Source organism: Blautia sp. LMAG:36, from assembly GCF_008680535.1.
Lineage (GTDB): Bacteria > Bacillota > Clostridia > Lachnospirales > Lachnospiraceae > Blautia_A > Blautia_A fusiformis.
Genome location: NZ_NALB01000007.1, coordinates 123714 through 145364, shown reverse-complemented (window position 1 = coordinate 145364; position 21651 = coordinate 123714). Strand labels below are relative to the sequence as shown.

General features: G+C 46.1%; 17 protein-coding genes, 1 tRNA gene and 1 pseudogene. 17 read left to right on the top strand and 2 right to left on the bottom strand.

The genetic code is table 11. The annotated features are described in order from the left end of the window. The first annotated feature begins 32 nt into the window (after positions 1 to 32). Positions 33 to 1568 carry a Ppx/GppA phosphatase family protein gene (locus CCC17_RS10205; protein WP_278654716.1) on the top strand — a complete coding sequence of 512 codons (1536 nt, stop codon included), beginning with the start codon at positions 33 to 35 and terminating at the stop codon, positions 1566 to 1568. 16 nt (positions 1569 to 1584) lie between these two features. Beyond that, complete coding sequence (locus CCC17_RS10200; protein WP_278654715.1) at positions 1585 to 3738, top strand: RNA degradosome polyphosphate kinase; 2154 nt, start codon at positions 1585 to 1587, stop codon at positions 3736 to 3738. A gap of 127 nt (positions 3739 to 3865) precedes the next feature. On the opposite strand, the gene CCC17_RS10195 is transcribed toward CCC17_RS10200, so the two are convergent. Both CCC17_RS10195 and CCC17_RS10190 read right to left on the bottom strand, forming a co-directional pair. Beyond that, the gene (locus CCC17_RS10195; protein WP_015525775.1) at positions 3866 to 5029 is read right to left on the bottom strand and encodes a ComEC/Rec2 family competence protein; all 1164 of its coding nucleotides are present in this window, start codon (positions 5027 to 5029) and stop codon (positions 3866 to 3868) included. A gap of 225 nt (positions 5030 to 5254) precedes the next feature. Further along, positions 5255 to 5326 (bottom strand) — tRNA-Glu (locus CCC17_RS10190). A gap of 213 nt (positions 5327 to 5539) precedes the next feature. Between CCC17_RS10190 and CCC17_RS10185 the strand changes: the two genes are divergently transcribed. The 15 genes and pseudogenes from CCC17_RS10185 (at position 5540) to infB (ending at position 21641) form a co-directional block, all read left to right on the top strand. Continuing rightward, entirely contained in the window at positions 5540 to 7219 is a 1680-nt protein-coding gene (locus CCC17_RS10185) for a GGDEF domain-containing protein (protein ID WP_021650324.1), read from the top strand. Further along, entirely contained in the window at positions 7206 to 9110 is a 1905-nt protein-coding gene (locus tag CCC17_RS10180) for a GGDEF domain-containing phosphodiesterase (RefSeq protein ID WP_287083028.1), read from the top strand. The genes CCC17_RS10185 and CCC17_RS10180 overlap by 14 nt, the downstream gene beginning before the upstream one ends. Positions 9111 to 9397: 287 nt before the next feature. Then, positions 9398 to 11323 carry a DNA gyrase/topoisomerase IV subunit B gene (locus tag CCC17_RS10175; protein ID WP_021650321.1) on the top strand — a complete coding sequence of 642 codons (1926 nt, stop codon included), beginning with the start codon at positions 9398 to 9400 and terminating at the stop codon, positions 11321 to 11323. Positions 11324 to 11338: 15 nt separating this feature from the next. Then, positions 11339 to 13585 carry a DNA gyrase/topoisomerase IV subunit A gene (locus tag CCC17_RS10170; protein WP_287083026.1) on the top strand — a complete coding sequence of 749 codons (2247 nt, stop codon included), beginning with the start codon at positions 11339 to 11341 and terminating at the stop codon, positions 13583 to 13585. A gap of 74 nt (positions 13586 to 13659) precedes the next feature. Further along, the gene (locus CCC17_RS10165; protein WP_021650318.1) at positions 13660 to 13950 is read left to right on the top strand and encodes a nucleotidyltransferase family protein; all 291 of its coding nucleotides are present in this window, start codon (positions 13660 to 13662) and stop codon (positions 13948 to 13950) included. Beyond that, entirely contained in the window at positions 13937 to 14347 is a 411-nt protein-coding gene (locus tag CCC17_RS10160; protein WP_021650317.1) for an HI0074 family nucleotidyltransferase substrate-binding subunit, read from the top strand. The genes CCC17_RS10165 and CCC17_RS10160 overlap by 14 nt, the downstream gene beginning before the upstream one ends. 168 nt (positions 14348 to 14515) lie before the next feature. Next, positions 14516 to 15232 carry a metal-dependent transcriptional regulator gene (locus CCC17_RS10155; protein WP_287083024.1) on the top strand — a complete coding sequence of 239 codons (717 nt, stop codon included), beginning with the start codon at positions 14516 to 14518 and terminating at the stop codon, positions 15230 to 15232. 51 nt (positions 15233 to 15283) lie between these two features. Continuing rightward, positions 15284 to 15454, top strand: a pseudogene (locus tag CCC17_RS15075) (ABC transporter ATP-binding protein); the annotation flags it as partial. A gap of 106 nt (positions 15455 to 15560) precedes the next feature. Continuing rightward, on the top strand, positions 15561 to 16028 hold the full coding sequence (locus CCC17_RS10145) for a DUF3990 domain-containing protein (RefSeq protein WP_022426617.1): 468 nt from the start codon (positions 15561 to 15563) through the stop codon (positions 16026 to 16028). Continuing rightward, entirely contained in the window at positions 16012 to 16452 is a 441-nt protein-coding gene (locus CCC17_RS10140) for a hypothetical protein (RefSeq protein WP_021650313.1), read from the top strand. The genes CCC17_RS10145 and CCC17_RS10140 overlap by 17 nt, the downstream gene beginning before the upstream one ends. Positions 16453 to 16623: 171 nt before the next feature. Next, on the top strand, positions 16624 to 17088 hold the full coding sequence (gene rimP / locus CCC17_RS10135; RefSeq protein ID WP_021650312.1) for a ribosome maturation factor RimP: 465 nt from the start codon (positions 16624 to 16626) through the stop codon (positions 17086 to 17088). A 41-nt stretch (positions 17089 to 17129) separates the two neighbouring features. Then, positions 17130 to 18323: a transcription termination factor NusA gene (nusA, locus tag CCC17_RS10130; protein ID WP_110102010.1), complete on the top strand. Its 1194-nt coding sequence runs from the start codon at positions 17130 to 17132 to the stop codon at positions 18321 to 18323. After that, positions 18323 to 18601, top strand: a complete 279-nt coding sequence (gene rnpM / locus CCC17_RS10125) for an RNase P modulator RnpM (RefSeq protein ID WP_015525795.1) — start codon at positions 18323 to 18325, stop codon at positions 18599 to 18601. The genes nusA and rnpM overlap by 1 nt, the downstream gene beginning before the upstream one ends. Next, positions 18588 to 18905: a L7Ae/L30e/S12e/Gadd45 family ribosomal protein gene (locus CCC17_RS10120; protein ID WP_021650310.1), complete on the top strand. Its 318-nt coding sequence runs from the start codon at positions 18588 to 18590 to the stop codon at positions 18903 to 18905. The genes rnpM and CCC17_RS10120 overlap by 14 nt, the downstream gene beginning before the upstream one ends. A 42-nt stretch (positions 18906 to 18947) precedes the next feature. Next, positions 18948 to 21641 carry a translation initiation factor IF-2 gene (gene infB / locus CCC17_RS10115; protein WP_287083023.1) on the top strand — a complete coding sequence of 898 codons (2694 nt, stop codon included), beginning with the start codon at positions 18948 to 18950 and terminating at the stop codon, positions 21639 to 21641. The last annotated feature ends 10 nt before the right edge of the window (positions 21642 to 21651 follow it).

Below are 21651 nucleotides of genomic sequence, written 5' to 3'. Positions count from 1 at the left end.
TACCTGTGTATTGGGGGAAAGGATGAAAAACTATGGCGGTGACAACCTTTGCAGCAATTGATATAGGCTCCTATGAAGTCAGTATGAAGATCTTTGAAATGTCAAAGCGGATCGGCTTCCGGGAGATCAATGATGTCCGTTACCAGCTGGAGCTGGGCCGTGGAACTTATGCTGCAGGACGGCTAGAGATGGAGACTGTGGATGAGCTCTGCGAGACCCTTAATGATTTTAAATGCATGATGGCTGAATTTGGGGTAGAAAGCTGGCGTGCGTGTGCAACAAGCTCTCTCCGTGAGCTGGAAAATCCGGTGATCATCCTGGAGCAGATCTATCAGAGAACTGGTATCCGGGTAGAGATCCTGAGTAATGCGGAACAGCATTTTCTGGGATATAAATCCATTGCTGCCATTGAATCCGGCTTCAAAAAGGCTATTCAGAAGGGGACGGCGATCCTGGATATCGGAGGAGGAAATCTGCAGATCTCTCTCTTTGATAAAGATGCTCTGGTGCTGACCCAGAGTATCCGTATGGGAAGTCTTCGTATCCGCGAACGTCTGAAAGAACTGGAGAAAACAACTCCACATTATGACCGGCTGATAGAGGAATTTATCCGAAATGATCTGATAAGCTTTCAACGTCTTTATCTTAAGGACAAGGAAATCTCCAATCTGATCCTGATGGGAGATTTTCTCACAGATACGATCTTTCAGGACAGATCCGGAGAGAATATCATCACAAAGGAGGAATTCCTGAAGAAATACGAGACCATTGTAAACATGTCCGATCATGACCTTGCCGAATCCATGGAGTTGGAACCGGAATATGCGTCTCTGATCGTGCCGAACATGGTTATCATCCGAAACTTTATAGAAATCTTTCAGGCAGAAGCACTCTGGATCCCGGGTGTTTCGCTTCTGGACGGGATTGCCTATGACTATGCGGAAAAAAACAAATATCTGAAAAGTGTACACAATTTTGAAAATGATATTCTGGTGGCATCCAGGAACATTGCCAAAAGGTATTCCAGCGGAAAGAACCACATTGCAGGAACTACCGATGTGGCACTGGATATTTTTGACAGCACAAGGAAGATCCACGGCATGGGAAAACGTGAACGGCTTCTTCTGCAGATCGCAGTTCTTCTTCATGACTGCGGAAAATATATCAGTATGAGTGAGGTGGCAGAATGCTCTTACCGGATCATCATGGCTACGGAGATCATAGGTCTTTCCACAGAGGAGCGGCAGGTGATCGCTAGTGCGGTGAGGTATAATACCAGAGAATTCGGCTGCTACAAAGAGATCAACCGTGAAACATCCATGAGCAGGGAAAATTATCTCCTGACTGCGAAGCTGACCGCGATTCTCCGCCTGGCCAATGCTATGGACAGAAGCCATTACCAGAAGGTAAAAGCGCTTAATGTAACCTTAAAAGACAGGATCCTTTACCTGGTGGTGGATTCCGCAAGGGATGTTTCTCTGGAGCTGGGGCTTCTGAAAGATAAAAAAGAATTTTTTGAAGAGGTGTTTGGAATCCGGCTTGTAATGAGACGGAAGGGAAGAAGATAACGGAGGAGGTTTTTGTATGAAATTTAAGGAATTTGACAAACCGGAATATTTTGTAAACAGAGAGCTGAGCTGGATCAAATTTGATGATCGTGTGCTCAGTGAAGCCAGAGACAAAAATCTACCTCTGTTTGAGAGACTGAAATTTTTGAGTATCACCTCATCCAATCTGGATGAATTTTATATGGTCCGTGTTGCATCCCTGAAGGATCAGGTTCATGCAGGGTACAAAAAAACAGATATTGCAGGAATGACAGCCAAGGAACAGCTGAAAGCCATCAGCCGGCAGACACATGATCTTGTTCACGTACAGTACAGTACATTAAACCGGTCTCTGGTCCCTGCACTTGAAAAAGCAGGACTTCATGTGATCTTTGAGCACGAGGCATTTTCCGAGAAGCAGAAAGAATTTGTGGATCAGTATTTTGAAGATAATGTATATCCGGTCCTGACACCAATGGCAATGGATTCTTCCAGACCGTTTCCTCTGATCCGTAATAAAACGTTGAATATCGGAGCACTTCTTTCCAAAAAAGATACCAAAAAAGGAAAAGAAGAGATTGATTTTGCCACTGTACAGGTGCCTTCTGTACTTCCGAGAGTAGTGATCATTCCATCTGAGAAAAAAGGCCATACAACCGTAACACTTCTGGAACAGATCATTGAGCGCAACATCGACAAGCTGTTCTTAAGCTATGATGTGATCTGTGCCCATCCGTACAGGATCATGCGTAATGCGGATCTTCCTATTGACGAGGATGAGGCAGAGGATCTTCTGGTTGAGATCCAGAAACAGCTGAAAAAACGCCAGTGGGGAGAGGTGATCCGCCTGGAAGTGGAAGATAAGATGGATCTGCGGCTTCTGGATATTCTGAAAATGGAGTTTCAGGTTCATGGAGATGATATCTTTTTTATCAACGGACCGCTGGATCTGACCATGCTGATGAAGGTTTATGGTATTGACGGATACGATCAGTTCAAGGAACCGAAATACAAACCGGCAGCAGTGCCTGCATTTCAGAATGATAAAGATATTTTTCAGGTGATCAGGGAGGGTGATGTGTTCCTGCATCATCCGTATATGAGCTTTGATCCGGTGGTAAATTTTGTGCGTCAGGCGGCAAAGGACCCGGATGTACTGGCAATCAAGCAGACCCTGTATCGCGTCAGCGGCAATTCACCCATCATCGCGGCACTTGCTCAAGCCGCAGAAAACGGCAAGCAGGTTTCTGTTCTTGTAGAGCTGAAAGCGCGTTTTGATGAGGAAAATAATATCGTCTGGGCAAAAATGCTGGAAAAGGCAGGCTGTCATGTCATCTATGGTCTGGTGGGCCTGAAAACACACAGTAAGATCACTCTTGTTGTGAGAAGAGAAGAAAACGGGATCCGCAGATATGTGCATCTGGCAACCGGAAACTATAACGATTCCACAGCCAAGCTTTATACAGACTGTGGTATATTTACCTGTGACGAACGGTTTGGAGAGGATGCAACTGCTGTGTTCAACATGCTTTCCGGATATTCCGAGCCGAAGCGCTGGAATCGCCTGATCGTTGCACCGATCTGGATGAAGGACCGTTTTGTAAAAATGATCGAAAGAGAAGCGGAGCATGCGAAAAAGGGAGAAGAGGCTCACATTGCGGCAAAGATGAATTCTCTGTGTGACCCTGAGATCATTGCAGCGCTGTATTATGCTTCTTCCTGTGGTGTCAGGATCGATCTTCTGATCCGCGGCATCTGCTGCCTGAAGGTGGGCATTCCGGGTATCAGCGAAAATATCCACGTGCGTTCGATCGTTGGTAATTTCCTGGAGCACAGCCGTATTTTCTATTTCCGCAATGGCGGTTCCGATGAAATCTATATGGGAAGTGCGGACTGGATGCCACGTAACCTTGATCGTCGTGTGGAGATTGTTTTCCCTGTGGAAGATGAGCGGATCAAGGAAGAGATCATGCATGTGTTGGATCTGGAATTCCGTGACAATGTAAAAGCACATATCCTGCAGCCCTCCGGTTTGTATGAGAAGCAGGACAAACGTGGCAAAACGCTGATAAATTCCCAGATGGAATTCTGCAGGGAGGCTACCGAGCGGGCAAAGGCAGCAAAAAAGGAGAAAAAAGAAAAGAAGAGAGTTTTCGTACCGGCTGAACCGGCGGAGGATATTATAAAATAGTAAAAGAAAAGGACAGCCTGTCATATCAATTTATGATACAGCTGTCCTTAAATAATGTTCTCAAAGATTATCCATATTATGTCAATACTGCATGATATTCAGAAAAACTGACAGCATGCGGACGTTTCTAATAACACTTCTTGCAGGCTTTATATCCTGCAGCTTCAGCCTGGGAGCGTGTCATCTCTGTGGCATTATCCGGATTCATATTTCCGCAGTTAGGGATCCGGTGGTACTTGCTTCCGGTAGCGGAGATCCAGACCATATCACCCACTGGTTCCGGATCGGCCTGCACTCCGGTCTGAGGATCTGCAGCAGCCGAATCAGAAGATCCATAGCCGGACGCACCGGAATCCTTATAAGCGGAGGAAGGCTGTGTGCCGGTATCCGATTCATCTCCAGCAGAATAATCATTACAGGGACTCTGGTTCCACTGGATATTGCTTCCGTCGCTGATTGCGATCACCGTACCCTGCTCATCAGTACGAAATACCTGTATTCCCATATCCGCAAGCTTATCCATGGTATCCTTATGAGGATGTCCGTAGGAATTACCGGCGCCGCAGCTGATCACTGCATATTCCGGAACAGTCTGCTGGAGCAGATCCCAGGTGGTGGCAGTGGCAGAACCGTGATGTCCAGGAACGATCACATCGCAGGAAAGATCAAGTCCCAGATCACAGATCGCTTCCTCCCCGGCAGATTCTGCATCCCCGGTAAAAAGAAAATGGTTATTTCCGTTTTCCAGTCGGATCGCAACAGAATTGTCGTTATCGTTGCTGCTGATCGATTGAGGAGAAAGAACCGTAAATTTCCCGCCTCCGAAAGTAAAATCCGTTCCGGGCTCCGGATGCTGCACAGTTAATCCTTGAGAGGCAACACTGTTTTCAAAAGATTGATAGATCTTTGTATCCTGTATATAATCTGCACCGATCACATTTTTTACGGAAAAGCTGTCCAGGCATCCTACAAGACCAGCCACATGGTCCTCGTCATAATGGGAGGAGATCATATAGTCAATGATGGAAATATTCTGTTTCTGCAGATAGGAAACCACGAAACTGGAATGTCCTCGGTCACCGCCGTCATACAGGAGATTCTGCCCCTGTGACTGGACCAGGATCGAAAGCCCCTGCCCTACATCCAGAAAGTGTACAGCCATTGTTGTGTCAGCAGAAGCAGCCTCGGCTGTGTAAGCAGCAGAGGGAACTTCTGCGACTGTTAGCAGAACAAGCAGCAGAGAAAGAAAAAATGTCTGCAGCTTTCTGCGAAAAGAACGTTTGTGATGCATGAGAAGTCGCCCCTTATCTTAAGTATTTTCAGGGGAAATTATAAAACAGAAGAGAAAGAAATGCAAAATAATATATGTGAAAATACAGAAAACAGATAAACAGGAAGAACGAAATTTTTATATGCAATGTTCAGAGCAACGTTTGATAGCGATAACAGGAAAAAGTGAAGTATAACAATCACAAAAAAAGCAGTCAGAATAAAAATCCTAACTGCTTTTAGTTGATAGCCAGTACGGGAATCGAACCCGTGTTTCCGCCGTGAGAGGGCGGCGTCTTAACCCCTTGACCAACTGGCCATATTCATTTGTGTCGTTTGCTCTTGATTTCTGTTGTTTCCCGCAACCGACTTCGTTAGTATATAATACTTTCTTACAAAATGCAAGCACTTTTTTTCTTTTTTTGAAAAAAATTTTCACCCTGTTTTTTGACAATTTTTTTGACGGAAAAATCGATTGATGATATGATAGATACAAAACGAAATGGAATAAAAAAATATAAAGAGGAAGAGTATGGATTACAGAAAAAAGAAAAATTTGATATGGAAGGGAGAATCCTTTCTTTTTTTTGTGGTACTGCTGGTTTTTGGCGCGATCTTTGCGGCGATCCACACAGGGGGGCTGATCCAGAAGCAGGACAGTGTACAGCTTCTTAACAAAGGATGGTACTACATAAAGGACGGAAAAAAACAGGAGATCACCCTGCCTGCGGAAATTCCGGCAAAAACAGGTGAAAAGCTGATCCTGTACAATGAAAGTCTGGGAGCGGAAAGCAGAGGAATGACCGTGGTTTCTACAGGAGCCCAGTACGATCTGGTGATACGCCTGAATGGAAAGATCCTGTATGAATATAAGGAGGCCATGTTTTCCAAAAATGTGCAGATGCGTTCCAAGGTGCAGTGCATCGCCGCTCTGGGTAATGACACAGAGGGAAAAGTCCTGACGTTCAGCTATTCTGCGCCTCAGAGAGGAAAATATGTTATAGAGCCGGTATGCATAGGAACCGGAAGTGCAATAGCCTGGTATCAGATCAGAAAAGCAGCCATTCCTTTAGGGGCGGCAACGATCATGATCGTATTAAGTATGATCGCCCTGTGCATCTGCATCTATATGAGAATAAGGCAGATGCCGGACAGACGGTTCCGGGATGTGGCACTGTTCCTTATGATGTGCAGTATCTGGCTGGTGACGGACTCATCACTGGCACAAAGCTACAGCAGATGCCCCGAAGTATTATGTCTCATTTCTTTTTATATGTTCATGCTGCTGGCAGTTCCGATGCTGCGTTTTTTGCAGAATATCGGAAACATGAAAAAATACAGGCTCCTGGATCTTGGAATCTTTACATTTTATCTGAATGCTGTTTTACAGGGAGTTCTGGTGATCCTAGGAGCCTTTGAATTTAAGGATATGCTGTTTGTAACACATATCCTGCTGTTTGTGTGGGTCCTGATATCAGCGGTACTTCTGATCCGGGAGTACCGGAAGCATAAACAGCGTGAGATACATTTGCTTCTCATTGCATATATCATCGTGGGAGCAAGCGGTATCATAGCGCTGATCCTGTACTGGCTGTTCGAGATTTCCTACTATGGATCCATTTTTGAATTGGGAAATCTTGTGTTTCTTGTGCTGGTCATTGCAGACGCAGTCATGATGATGGCAGACAACGTCCGTTACCGTCTGGAATCCCAGGCTTACGAACGACTGTCCAGAGAGGATGGGATGACAGGACTTGAGACGAGAGCCAATTTTGAGAAAAAACTGGAAAGTATTTCCGCAGATATGGGCAGATACCGGGATATCCTTCTTATGTATATCGATATCGATCAGCTTCGCGTGATCAACGAAGAATACGGACGGGCTGCAGGAGACGAGATGGTGGTGATCTCGGCCAGATGTGTGGAGAACGTTTTCCAGGAAAAAGGAACCTGCTACCGCATCGGCGGGGATGAATTTGCGGTTCTGGTCTATGATCCGGAAGTACCGGACGAATTCTGGTCGGAACGCCTGAAAGAAGAACTCCGGAATATCGGGAGAGGATGCAGACATCGTTTTTCGTTGTCCCTGGGATGCAGCCATCTGCGAAATAAGGATGGCTCTCTGAAATCCATGGGAGAATGGAAATATGAGGCAGACAGGAAGCTTTATGAGAACAAAAAGAAGGGGGATTTGAAAAATGGAGTATATTAACTGTTTTCAGATCACATCCCTTGTTTTGGTGACGATGATCGCGATACATTATTTTTCTCATAAAAGACTGAACAATGCGGAAAACAGGAATTTTGTATGTTTTCTGGCTTTCAGCGGCGTTTACGTGCTGCTGGATATGCTGAGTGCGGTGATCGCGGGAGGCGGCAGCAGCGAAGGTTGCAGAATGTCAGCGCTGGTCCTGACGCTCTATTATTTCTGTGATGTCATACTTACCTACGGGCTTTTCTGCTACATTCGGATCATCACCGGAAGACAGAAGGAGAAGTATAAATGGCTGAAAACCGGCTGGGTGGTCCTGCCGGCTGCAATGCTGCTGGCAGTTACAGCAAACTTACGGACGGGATGGCTTTTTTATTTTGACCAGGAAGGTAGATTTATCCGGGGAAGTTTTCATTTTCTGCTCTATGGATATGTATTCTTTTTTATGCTGGTGATCGTTGCATTTATGTTACTTTATGGAAAAACAGCAGAAAAAGAAATACGGCGCACCATATGGAGATTTTGGTTTATCGAAGCAGCCTGCCTGTTTCTCCAGATTGCCGCGGAAAGAATACTGCTTACCGGCTTCGGACTTTCTGTAGGACTTTGGCTGATCTATCTTACTATGAACAATCCAGGTGAATATACGGACAGTATGACAGGTTTATTTGACAAACAGTATTTTGACAAATGGATCGGAGAAAAGCTCTATCGAAAAGAAAGCTTTCATCTGCTTGCTGTGGATGCCCGCAATATGAAGCAGATCAACCGGATCTACGGTACCAGAGTGGGAGATCAGCTGCTGATCCGGGCGGCGAAGGGATTTCGGGAGATCACGGATTCAGTGCAGATCTTTCGTATCACAGGCAATTGCTTTCTGGCAGTGCTGGACTCGCTGACAGATTATGAAAAAGCCAGAGAAGGCATAGAAGAATTTCTGAAAAAGCCGTTTTTTATCGAAAACGAAAAGGTGTCGTTCCATGCTGCGATCTGTGGGATCATGAATGCGGAAAAACTGGAAAAAGAGGATAGTATTCTTTCTTATATTGAATATATGATCTCTCTGATACAGAACCGTCAGGATACGGTCCTGATCCAGTCGGACAGCAAGATCCTGGAGGGCTTCCGCTATGAGCAGGAAGTGGAGCATTTTCTTCAGAAGGCTGTGAAAGAGGATCTGTTTGAAGTATATTATCAGCCGGTATATTCTATAAAAAACCAGGATTTTATTACTCTGGAGGCACTGAGCCGGCTGAAACATCCTGTTCTGGGAATGATCCCGCCGGATGTGTTTATCGGGATCGCGGAAAAACAGGGAATGATCTCTGCGGTGGGATGTCTTCAGCTTCACAAGGTCTGCCGTTTTATAAAAGAACATGAATATATCATGAAGAAGATCCAGAATGTGAAATTCAATCTTTCTCCTTCTGAATTGATGAAACCCGGATACAGCCATGTGCTTATCGGGATCATACAGGGGTATGGATTAGATCCGGGATATTTTCAGTTTGAGATCACGGAAAATGTGGCAACCGAATACAGCGAAAGCTTCTGCACAGCCATTGATGATTTTGCAGAAGTGGGGATCCACATGTGCCTGGATGATTTTGGTTCCGGTTATGCAAATCTGAACGCAGTTCTTCGCATTCCGTTTTCAGCAGTAAAAATGGACCGTTCTCTTTTGTCCGGGGTCAGCAGCGATCCTCAGACGGCTACCTTTTATCGCAGCATTGTCATGATCCTGCAGCATATGGGATATAAGGTGATCGCAGAAGGCGCTGAGACCGAAAAGGAGGTAAAGCTTCTGGAAAAATGGGGTGTGGATATGATACAGGGATATTATTTTTCCAGGCCCCTGTGCGAGGAGAAGCTTCTGGAAAAAATTTCCTGAAATGATCAGAAACAGGCGGAAAACATGCTTTCATAAAAAGCAGGGTTTTCCGCCTGTTGTATTCAGACAGACACAAATTGCTTGAAGTTTACAGATACTTTTGATAGAATAGATAGGCTGTGGCGGCTGAAGAAAGCGATTTTTCGGAAGACCGGTTTCTTGAACTGTCACGCGTATCTTTTGGAAAAATTGCAGAAAAAAGATGATCATGTGGACTTTACAAGTACATATATTTTGAGTATAATACAAACAAATGTTCGAATATAAAAAAGAAAGGAATCAGTGGAATGGCAAAAAAAGACACTTATGATGCGGGCAGTATCTCTGTCCTGGAGGGCCTCGAGGCCGTGCGAAAGCGCCCCGGTATGTATATCGGAAGCGTATCCAGAAAGGGACTGAACCATCTGATATATGAGATCGTAGACAATGCGGTGGATGAGCACCTTGCAGGGTACTGCAGCCGTATCCATGTAGTTCTTGAGAAGGACGGTTCCTGTACAGTAGAGGATAATGGACGAGGGATCCCGGTGGATATGCATGCCAAGGGAATATCTGCGGAGCGTCTTGTTTTTACAACCCTTCATGCAGGCGGTAAGTTTGACAATTCCGCATATAAGACAAGCGGCGGACTTCATGGTGTAGGGTCTTCCGTAGTGAACGCATTATCTACGTATCTGGATATTAAGATCAGTCGTGATGGTTATATACATCATGACCACTATGAGAGAGGAATCCCTACCATTGAACTGGAAGCAGGACTGCTCCCCAAATTAGGGAAGACCAGAGGTACCGGAACCTGTGTGAATTTCCTTCCGGATCCGGAGATTTTTGAGAAAACAAGATTCGGAGCAGCGGATGTAAAGAGCCGTCTCCATGAGACTGCCTATCTGAATCCGGAGCTTACCATCCATTTTGAGGATCGAAGAGGGGACGCTCCCGAGGATATTGAGTATCATGAGCCGGAGGGAATCGTAGGCTTTATCCGTGACCTTAACAAGAATGCACAGCCTCTCCATGATCCGGTTTATTTTAAAGGAGAGGCAGACGGGATCCAGGTGGAGGTTGCTTTTCAGTTTACCAATGAGTTCCGTGAGAACGTTCTCGGATTCTGCAATAATATCTACAATGCAGAGGGAGGAACTCATCTGACCGGATTTAAGACTACCTTTACAACGGTAATGAACACCTACGCACGTGAGATCGGTGTATTGAAGGATAAAGACCCCAACTTTACAGGTGCAGATATCCGAAACGGAATGACTGCTGTAGTCTCCATCAAGCATCCGGCACCCCGCTTTGAGGGACAGACCAAGACCAAGCTGGACAACCAGGACGCATCCAGAGCCACCGGCAAGGTAGCAGGAGAACAGCTGGTGCTGTTTTTTGACCGAAATCTGGAAACACTGAAGATCGTCCTTTCCTGTGCAGAAAAGGCGGCCAAGATCCGTAAGACCGAGGAGCGTGCCAAGACAAACCTTCTCACCAAACAGAAATACTCTTTTGATTCCAACGGCAAGCTGGCCAACTGTGAGAAAAAGGATCCGTCACTGTGTGAGATCTTTATCGTAGAGGGAGATTCCGCCGGCGGTTCGGCCAAGACAGCCAGAGACCGTAACTATCAGGCGATCCTTCCGATCCGCGGTAAGATCCTCAACGTAGAGAAGGCTACCATCGACAAGGTGCTGGCCAACGCAGAGATCAAGACTATGATCAATGCCTTTGGCTGCGGCTTTTCCGAAGGCTACGGAAATGATTTTGATATCACGAAGCTTCGTTATGACAAGATCGTGATCATGGCCGATGCGGATGTGGATGGTGCTCATATCTCTACTCTGCTTCTGACCTTGTTTTACCGTTTTATGCCGGAGCTTATCTATGAGGGACATGTGTATATTGCCATGCCACCTCTTTATAAGGTAATGCCGAAGAAGGGGCAGGAGGAATATCTCTACGATGACAAGGCTCTTGAGAAATACCGTAAGAGCCATAAACCGGGAAGCTTCACGCTCCAGAGATACAAAGGTCTCGGTGAGATGGACGCCCAGCAGCTCTGGGAGACTACCCTGAACCCTGAGACAAGAATGATGAAGCGTGTGGAGATCGAAGATGCCCGCATGGCCTCCGATGTGACAGAAATCCTGATGGGAAGCGATGTTCCGCCACGTAAGGCCTTTATCTATGAGCATGCAACAGATGCAGAGCTGGATATTTGATTGGGAGAATAAACTATGAATACGAAACAGGACAATATCATCCGCACCGATTATGCGGAGATCATGCAGAAATCATATATCGATTACGCCATGAGCGTTATCATTTCCAGAGCACTGCCGGATGTACGTGACGGACTGAAGCCGGTACAGCGCCGTACCCTTTACGATATGTATGAGTTGGGCATTCGTTACGACCGCCCGTACCGTAAATGTGCCCGTATCGTAGGAGATACTATGGGTAAATATCATCCCCACGGTGACAGCTCCATTTATGATGCGCTTGTAGTCATGGCGCAGGAATTTAAAAAGGGTCGTACATTGGTGGACGGACATGGAAACTTTGGTTCCATTGAAGGCGACGGAGCCGCAGCCATGCGATACACAGAGGCCCGCCTGGAGAAGCTGACCCAGGAGGTTTTTCTGGAAGACCTTGATAAGAACGTTGTGGACTTTATGCCGAACTTCGATGAAACAGAGAAGGAGCCGGTAGTACTTCCGGTGCGTATTCCAAACCTCCTTGTAAACGGAGCAGATGGAATAGCCGTTGGTATGGCTACCAGCATCCCGCCGCATAACCTGGGCGAAGCGGTGGATGCTGTGAAGGCATACATGAAGAATAATGATATCAGCACCCGTGGGCTGATGCGTTATCTCAAGGGCCCGGATTTTCCGACAGGTGGTATCGTAGTAAATAAGGACGACCTTGTAAAGATCTATGAATCCGGAACAGGTAAGCTCCGTATCCGTGGACGGGTGGAAATAGAGAAGCTGAAGGGCGGTCGCCAGCAGCTGGTGATCACAGAGATTCCTTACACCATGATCGGTGCAAACATCGGAAAATTCCTTAATGATATCGCAACCCTGGTAGAGACCAAGAAGACCACAGATATCGTGGATATTTCCAACCAGTCCTCCAAAGAGGGGATCCGTATCGTTCTGGAACTGAAGCGCGATGCAGACGTGGAGAACCTTACCAACATGCTCTATAAGAAGACCCGACTGGAGGATACCTTCGGTGTCAACATGCTGGCAGTTGCAGACGGAAGACCGGAAACACTGGGACTGAAGCAGATCATTGCTCACCATGTGGACTTTGTATTTGAAGTAAATTCCAGAAAATATACAACCCTTCTTGCCAAGGAACAGGAGAAACGGGAGATCCAGGAAGGCCTTATCAAAGCCTGCGATGTCATTGATCTGATCATCGAGATCCTCCGTGGCAGCAAGAGCCGTGACCAGGTAAAGAAATGTCTGACCGACGGTATCACAGAAGGGATTAAATTCAAGACCAAGACATCCGAAAAAACGGCAAAATCCTTGAAATTCACAGAAAAACAGGCCGCAGCTATCCTGGAGATGCGTCTTTACAAGCTGATCGGTCTGGAGATCGATGCTCTGATGAAGGAGCATGAGGAAACCATGAAGAACATTGCTGCTTATGAGGATATCCTGAATAATTATGACTCCATGGCAGCAGTGATCATGGGTGAACTGGATCAGATCAAGAAGGAATACGGCAGTAAGCGTAAGACTTCCATTGAAAACGCAGAGGAAGCTGTTTATGAGGAGAAGAAGATGGAAGAGACCGAAGTCTGCTTCCTGATGGATCGTTTCGGATATATGCGTCTCATTGACAAGAATGCCTACGAGCGTAATAAGGATGCCGCTCATGCAGAGAGCCGCTATGTCTTTACCTGCATGAATACGGACAAGATCTGTATCTTTACAGATACCGGCAAGCTCCACACAGTGAAGGCAGAGGATATCCCGCTGGTACGTTTCCGTGATAAAGGTGTTCCGGCAGATAATCTGGGTAATTATGACAGTACTTCCGAGCAGATCCTTTATGTGGCACCGCTGAGTCAGGTAGCAGCCTCCACAGTGCTCTTTGTTACAGAGAATGGCATGTGCAAGCTGGTAAAAGGAGAAGAGTTCCGTGTTTCCAAGCGTACCATTGTTTCCACCAAGCTTGCAGAGGATGACCGCCTTGTATTCGTAGGAGCAGCCGATGAGATGGAACAGGTTGTGTTCCAGTCTGAGAAAGGTTACTTTCTCCGTATCATGAAAACCGAGATCTCCGTCACTAAGAAAAACGCTATGGGTGTCCGCGGCATGAAGCTTACCGGCGAAGACCGGATCCACCACGCCTATCTCCTGGAAAGCCGCCAGGAATATGCCATTGAATATCATGATAAGCCGTATGTGCTGAATAAAGTTAAGCTGGCTAAGAGAGATACGAAGGGTGTGAAGCCGAGGATATAAAAGACGCGAAGAGGATTGCGGATAACTGGCAGATAGGATATGATAGGGTTATATGAAAATGGGAGGCGTTAAAAATGCGATATGATCTTCCGGAAAGAGTTATAAGAGAACTATTTTCATTTGCCACAAAACATTCTGTCAGAAAGATCATCCTCTTTGGGTCCCGTGCAAGAGGAAACAATACAGAAAGAAGTGATGTAGATATTGCTGTATATGGAGGAGATTTTGATTCCTTTTACTGGGATATCAAAGAAAATATCCATTCACTTCTGATGTTTGATGTAATTAATGCAGATGCTTCAATTTCTGAAGAACTCAAAAAAGAAATTAAAAAGGATGGAGTTGTGATCTATGAAAAAGCTTGATAATTTTTCTAATTGTCTTACTATATTAAGAAATGCAGATTTCAAACTTGCGGATAACAACGATATTTACAGAACCGGCGTGATCGGACAGTTCAACCTGACTTTCGAGCTTGCCTGGAAAGCTCTTCAGGAGATCCTGCGACTCCACGGGGCAGAAGGAGTAGACACCGGTTCACCGAGAGAAATCCTGCAGCTTGGCTATAAGCTGGGCTTCGTAAACGACTCAGCAGTGTGGCTGCTCATGCTGAAAAAGCGTAACACATCTGTCCATATATATAATGAGCAGGAAGTAGATGAGATGATCCTGCTCATCCGCGACAGCTTTATTCCGGCTTTTGTGGCTCTTGAGAAAACATTGAGGGAGAAGCTGGCAGAAGCGGAGAGCGACTGGACGTAAATAAAGAGAATACAATTTTACAGAATATATACTTCCCACCGATCAGGTACAATTAACCCGACCGGTGGGGATTTTTTTGCCCTCTTGACAGAAATATGAGCCATCTTTTATAATAAATTAGACTGAACTAACACAGCCGCAAATATAAAACAGGTTCAGAAAAAAACAATGACAAAAATAACATATGAATCCACAGAAGAGCTGGGCCACAGCATACCCTTATCCAAAAGAGAAATCGAGGAAGACATGCTGGAGGGGCTTTGCTCTCTTGCAAAAAAGGACGCCCTGATCGGAATCTCCGAGATTTGCGGGCGGATGAAGATGAGCAGACGGGAGGTTCTGGCCTGTCTGAAACAGTTGACAGCCCAGGGCTACGTAAAAATCGAAGAAAAAAACATCTGCGTCTGCCTCACAGAGCTGGGACGGATCCGGGGCGAGGAATGCCGCCACCGCCATGAAACCTTCACCCAGCTTCTGGAATATGTAGGAGTAGAAAGCCGCATTGCAGAAGAAGATGCCTGCCGCATGGAGCACGTGGTAAGCGATGAGACCGTGCAGCAGATCTGCAATTTCGTAAATTACGGAAGCACCTTTGAGCATGCTCTTCGGAACACAGACCTCAGATACCGCTATGAGCCGAGGGAATACTCCTTTCTCATGGGAATCTACTACATGGAAAAAACCTGTCCAAGAAGACTGGCCGGTGAATTTAAGAATTATAAAGAACAGATCCGCCTTCATGTAAAAAAAGAGGACAGCTATTTTGAACTGTTCTGCACAGCACCGGAGGAAAAAAACTGTTCTCTGGTATGTGGACCCAGAAACCGGCTAGGTAAAAGCCGAAGAAGAAAACGGAAATCCCCGGATCCCAACCGGCGTTTTTGAATACTTTATCCGGCATCAGGACCCCGTAGTGGAAGTAACCGCGCTGGTAGCCTTCTTCTGGACGAGCCAACCTCCAATCTGGATTCCCTGAACGAAGGCATCATCCTGAAATCCCTGAAGGAAGATAAAGCCAACCGTACCGTCGTGCTGGTGTCACACAGAACTTCTACGATGAAAGTAGCGGATGTGGTGTATGAGATGGAGAATGGGAGAGTGTCGTGATATAGATGCTCTTGTGAGAGTAAAATATATTGCGATTTTCGATACACATTTGTTATAATAGCTCCAGGAAACTATTGTGTTAAGTCCAATCTGAAAAGGAGTGCATATGACTTTATATCATGGAAGTAAAGATATAGTAGAGTATCCGGAAATCAGAAAAGCCCGATTTAACAAAGATTTCTACTTTGGCTTCTATTGTACGAACATCGAAAAACAGGCAGAACGGTGGGCGACAAGGTATGGAGAAAAGGGATACATTAACAGGTACGAGTATACAGAAAATACAGAATTAAAAATTCTTAGATTTGAGAAAATGACAGAAGAATGGCTGGACTTTATTATTTCCTGTCGAAGTGGACAAGCACATCAGTATGATATTGTGGAAGGACCGATGGCAGATGATACGATCTACAATTACCTGCAAAACTATCTGGATGGTAAGATCTCAAGATCTGCTTTCTGGGAACTGGTAAAATTTAAGTACCCCACACATCAGATCAGTTTTCATACAGTTTCGGCATTGGATACTTTGGAATTTGCAGGAAGTGAGGTCGTATATGGCGAAAAAAAATAATAACAATTTATTTTTTACCTGTAGCCTGATTGAGTATATAGGACGAAACAGAAAACAACATCGGCGGGAAATCACAGATTATCTTGGCAGAGAAAACATAAAGAGAATATACGATTATGCGGATGTATTTCACTGTGAGCCAATACAAAAAGTTGCAGCAGAGTTTATGGAGCAATGCAATATTCCAGAAGGAAAATTTGACAATGTATCCATGTGCAGATATACGGTTCCGGATTACTGGGATATTGGAGAAGTATATGAGCGATTAATAGAAGACATATATGATGATGCGGAAATCGAAAAAGGAATATGGGATATTTATCATTCCTGGATTGATGCACATATTTCGGACTATAATACAGATTTTTATTATCAGCCGAGAGATTATATAGCAGCATGCTATAAAGCGGGAGAAATCCTGTAAAAGATAAACAGAAATTCAAATCGCAATTAATACTTGCATTTAACAGACATTGGTGTTACAATGAACAAAACTAAGAACTTGTTGGCATAGGAGTGGGCGAGAGCCCGCTCCTATTTGCTGAGAAGGAATTTGTTCAGAAATAGGCAGAAATAGGAAAGGCAGGTGGGAAGCATGAGCAGACGGGAAGAATATGAACAGAAGACAGAGGCAATCCTTACACCGATCGTGGAGTCCAGGGGCTTTGAGCTGGTAGACGTGGAGTATGTCAAGGAAGCCGGAACCTGGTATCTCAGAGGCTATATCGACAAACCGGGCGGAATCACAGTCAATGACTGCGAGGACGTAAGCCGTGCATTCAGCGATATACTGGATGAGCAGGATTTCATCGAGGACAGCTACATTATGGAGATCAGTTCTCCGGGACTTGACCGGCCTCTTAAAAAAGAAAAAGACTTTAAGAGAAGCCTTGGCAAGCTGGTGGAGATCCGTACCTACCGGCCCATCGAGAAACAGAAAGAATTCTGCGGTATTTTAAATGCATATGATAGTAACAGTGTGACAATCGATGAAGACGGCACAGAACGTACCTTTGATAAAAAAGATATTGCCCTGATTCGTCTCGCGATCGAATTCTAAAAGAGAATCGAATCTGTAAAATTCAGGAGGAAAAAAGAAAAATGAGCAGAGATTTAAGAGATGCGCTGGACGTTCTCGAAAAAGAGAAAAACATCAGTAAGGATACACTGCTGGAGGCAATTGAGCAGTCACTGATCCAGGCATGTAAGAACCATTTCGGAAAGGCAGATAACGTTCACGTTATGATCGATCCGGAGACCTGTGACTTCAGTGTTTACGCTGACAGAACTGTTGTAGAGCATGTGGAGGATCCGGCGCTGGAGATTTCTCTGGTGGATGCACAGAAAACAAACACGAACGCAGAGATCGGTGATGTTATGAAGGTTGAGATCCAGTCCAAGGAATTCGGACGTATCGCAACCCAGAATGCAAAGAATGTCATTCTTCAGAAAATCCGTGAGGAAGAGCGTAAAGTTCTTTACGATCAGTACTATGGAATCGAAAAAGAAGTGGTAACCGGTATTGTTCAGAGAGTAATGGGCAAAAATGTCAGCATCAACCTTGGTAAGGCAGACGCAGTACTTACAGAGAACGAACAGGTAAAGGGTGAGACCTTCCAGCCAACTGAGCGAGTAAAAGTTTACATTCTTGAAGTTAAGGATACACCGAAGGGACCGCGTATCCTGGTTTCCAGAACACATCCCGGTCTTGTAAAGAGACTTTTCGAGTCCGAGGTTGCAGAGGTAAGAGACGGTACCGTTGAGATCAAGAGCATTGCCCGTGAGGCAGGCTCCCGTACCAAGATCGCTGTATGGAGCAACGATCCGGATGTAGATGCTGTGGGAGCATGCGTTGGTATGAACGGTGCACGTGTAGGTGCAGTTGTTAACGAGCTTCACGGTGAGAAGATCGATATCATCAACTGGGATGAGAACCCGGCGATCCTTATCGAGAATGCATTAAGTCCTGCAAAGGTTATCGCAGTTATGGCTGACCCGGATGAAAAGACCGCACTGGTCGTAGTTCCGGATTACCAGCTTTCCCTTGCTATCGGTAAGGAAGGACAGAACGCACGTCTTGCTGCAAGACTTACAGGCTTCAAGATCGACATCAAGAGCGAGACACAGGCAAGAGAGTCCGGTGACTTCTACGATGATTACGATGAGGAACACGAGGAAGCAGAGGAAGAAATGACAGAAGAGGCTGTTTCCGAAGAGCTTGAAGAAACAGAGGAAGATACAGAAGAGACAGAAACAGAAGCTGAAGAAACAGCAGATGGAGATGCCGAAGAATAATGAAAACGAGAACCAAGATTCCCATGCGTCAGTGTACCGGCTGCAGGGAAATGAAAAGCAAAAAGGAAATGATACGAGTTCTCAGGACATCAGAGAATGAGATCATCCTGGACGCTACAGGTAAGAAAAACGGACGCGGCGCATACCTTTGTTTCTCAGAGGAATGCCTGGAAAAGGCTATCAAAAACCATGGCCTGGAGCGTTCCTTGAAAATGGCAGTTCCGGATGAAGTGTATCAGAACCTCAAAAAGGAGTTTGGATCAATTGAAAAACAATAAGGTTTTATCACTCATCGGACTTGCGACAAAAGCAGGAAAAACAGTGAGCGGAGAATTTTCCACAGAGAAATCCGTAAAAACAGGAAAAGGTTTCCTGGCACTGGTGGCAGATGATGCCTCCGAAAACACAAAAAAGAAATTTCGGAATATGTGTACCTATTATGAAGTTCCGTTATATTTCCTTTCAGACAAAGAGAGCCTGGGCAGAGCAATGGGCAAAGAATTCCGTGCCAGCCTTGCCGTGCAGGACGAAAATTTTGCAAAGGCGATCATGAAGGCGCTGGAAAAAGAATCCGGCAGATAACCTGCATGATACAGGCGTCTGTAAGGAGGTTTGACGATAGAAATGATAAAAGATAAATTCAACAGATCGGGAAAGGAGCAATATAGACAATTGGATACTCCAAAAACAGAAGAAAAGACAACAACGGTGAATACAGAGGGTAACAAATCTGAAGCACCGAAAAAGAAAAAAAATATCATCCGTGTATTTCATGCACAGAATGCCAGCGATGGCGGTAAAGGAAGAAGAAAACCGGCAGCAGGCGAGAGAAAGGGACCGGCACGTCCACAGAACGGCGGTCAGAGAAGCACAGGAGCAAACACAAGAAATGGTGAATCCGGTGAGCAGAGAAACGGTCAGAGTGGCCAGAATCGTACTCAGGGCGGAAGATCGCAGGGCAACCGTCCGGAAGGAAGAAGAGACGGAAATCGTGACGGAAGAACCTTCGAGGGAAGAAGAGACGGCGGAAATCGTTTTGGCGGAAACCGTTCCCAGAATGGTGAGGGACGTCCGGCAAGACAGGGCGAGGGAAACAGAGGTCCACGTCAGAATGACGGAAGAGGCGGAAGCCGTTTCGGCGGTGGAGCAAACCGTGGCCAGGGAGGTCAGGGCGGAAGCTTTGAAGGAAGAAGAGACGGAGGAAGTCGTTTCGGCGGTGGAGCAAACCGTGGCCAGGGAGGCCAGGGCGGACGTTCCGAAGGCGGAAGAGGCGGAGATAACCGTTTCAGCGGAGCAAACCGTGGTGGCCAGGGCGGCGGACAGCGTCCGGGACAGAGAAGAAGCGGTGGCTCTTCAGATGCTGTATTCACTCCGGAGCTGACCAAGACATCCAAGGACAGCAAGCGTGAGCGTGACAGAGAGAATAAGAACAAGAAGAAAGAATTCGAGAAAGGTACGCAGGGCGGACGCAGACCAAATCAGGGCGGACGCAGACCGAATTCCAGAATCCCGAAAGCACTTCAGAAACCGAATCCACAGCCGAAGCAGGAAGAGAAGAAACCGGAGATCAAGGAGATCACCATTCCGGAGAAGCTTACTATCCGTGAGCTTGCGGACGCGATGAAGATGCAGCCGTCAGTGATCGTTAAGAAGCTTTTCATGGAAGGTGTCATGGTAACCGTAAACCAGGAGATCGACTTTGAAAAGGCAGAGGAGATCGCACTTGGCTTTGATATCATTGCTGAGAAGGAAGAAAAGGTGGATGTGATCGCAGAGCTCCTCAAAGAGGACGAAGAGGATGAGGATGATATGGTTCCGAGACCTCCGGTAGTCTGTGTTATGGGTCACGTTGACCATGGTAAAACATCTCTTCTGGATGCCATCCGTAATACAAACGTAACCAGAGGCGAGGCCGGCGGAATCACACAGCACATCGGTGCTTACGTGGTAAATATCAAAGGTCAGAAGATCACATTCCTGGATACACCGGGACATGAGGCGTTCACAGCTATGCGTATGCGTGGTGCCAACGCTACAGATATCGCAGTTCTGGTCGTTGCCGCAGACGATGGTGTAATGCCGCAGACAGTAGAGGCGATCAGCCATGCAAAGGCAGCCGGTGTTGAGATCATCGTTGCCATCAATAAGATCGATAAACCAAGTGCAAATGTAGAGCGTGTAAAACAGGAGCTTTCCGAGTATGAACTGATTCCTGAGGACTGGGGCGGAAGCACCATCTTTGTTCCGGTATCCGCACATACAGGAGAAGGAATTGAGAATCTTCTTGAGATGATTCTTCTTACTGCTGAGGTTTCCGAGCTCAAAGCCAATCCGAACCGTGAGGCAAGAGGTCTTGTTATTGAGGCTCAGCTTGATAAGGGTAAAGGACCGGTTGCTACCATCCTTGTTCAGAAGGGTACTCTTCATGTGGGAGACTTTATTGCCGCAGGTGCATGCAACGGTAAGGTACGTGCAATGATGGATGATAAGGGACGTCGTGTAAAAGAGGCAGGTCCGTCTACTCCGGTTGAGATCCTCGGACTTGGTGATGTTCCTAATGCAGGTGAGATCTTGATGTCCTTTGAGAGCGATAAAGAAGCCAAGAACTTTGCAGGCGCATTCGTTACAGAGAACAAGAGCCGTCTTCTCGAGGAGACCAAAGGCAAGCTTTCTCTGGATAACCTGTTTGACCAGATCCAGGCCAGCGATCTTAAGGAGCTTCCGATCATCGTCAAGGCCGATGTACAGGGATCTGTTGAGGCTGTAAAACAGAGTCTTACCAAGCTTTCCAACGAGGAAGTTATCGTTAAGGTGATCCATGGTGGTGTAGGTGCCATCAATGAGTCTGATGTCAGCCTTGCTGCAACATCCAATGCGATCATCATCGGCTTTAACGTACGTCCGGATACTACAGCAAAACAGCTTGCTGAGCAGGAGGGCGTTGACCTTCGACTTTATAAAGTTATTTATCAGGCGATCGAGGATGTAGAGGCAGCCATGAAGGGTATGCTGGATCCTGTATTCGAGGAGAAGGTTATCGGTCACGCAGAGGTTCGTCAGCTGTTCAAGGCATCCGGTGTCGGAACCATCGCAGGAAGCTATGTGCTGGATGGTACATTCCAGCGTAACTGTAAGGTTCGTATTACACGAGGTGAGGACCAGATCTTCGAGGGTGAGCTTGCATCCCTGAAGAGATTTAAGGATGATGTCAAGGAAGTTCGTGCCGGATATGAGTGCGGTCTTGTATTTAATGACTTTAATGATGTCAAAGAAGAAGATAAAGTCGAAGCATATATCATGGTAGAGGTACCAAGATAGGAGTGATTCG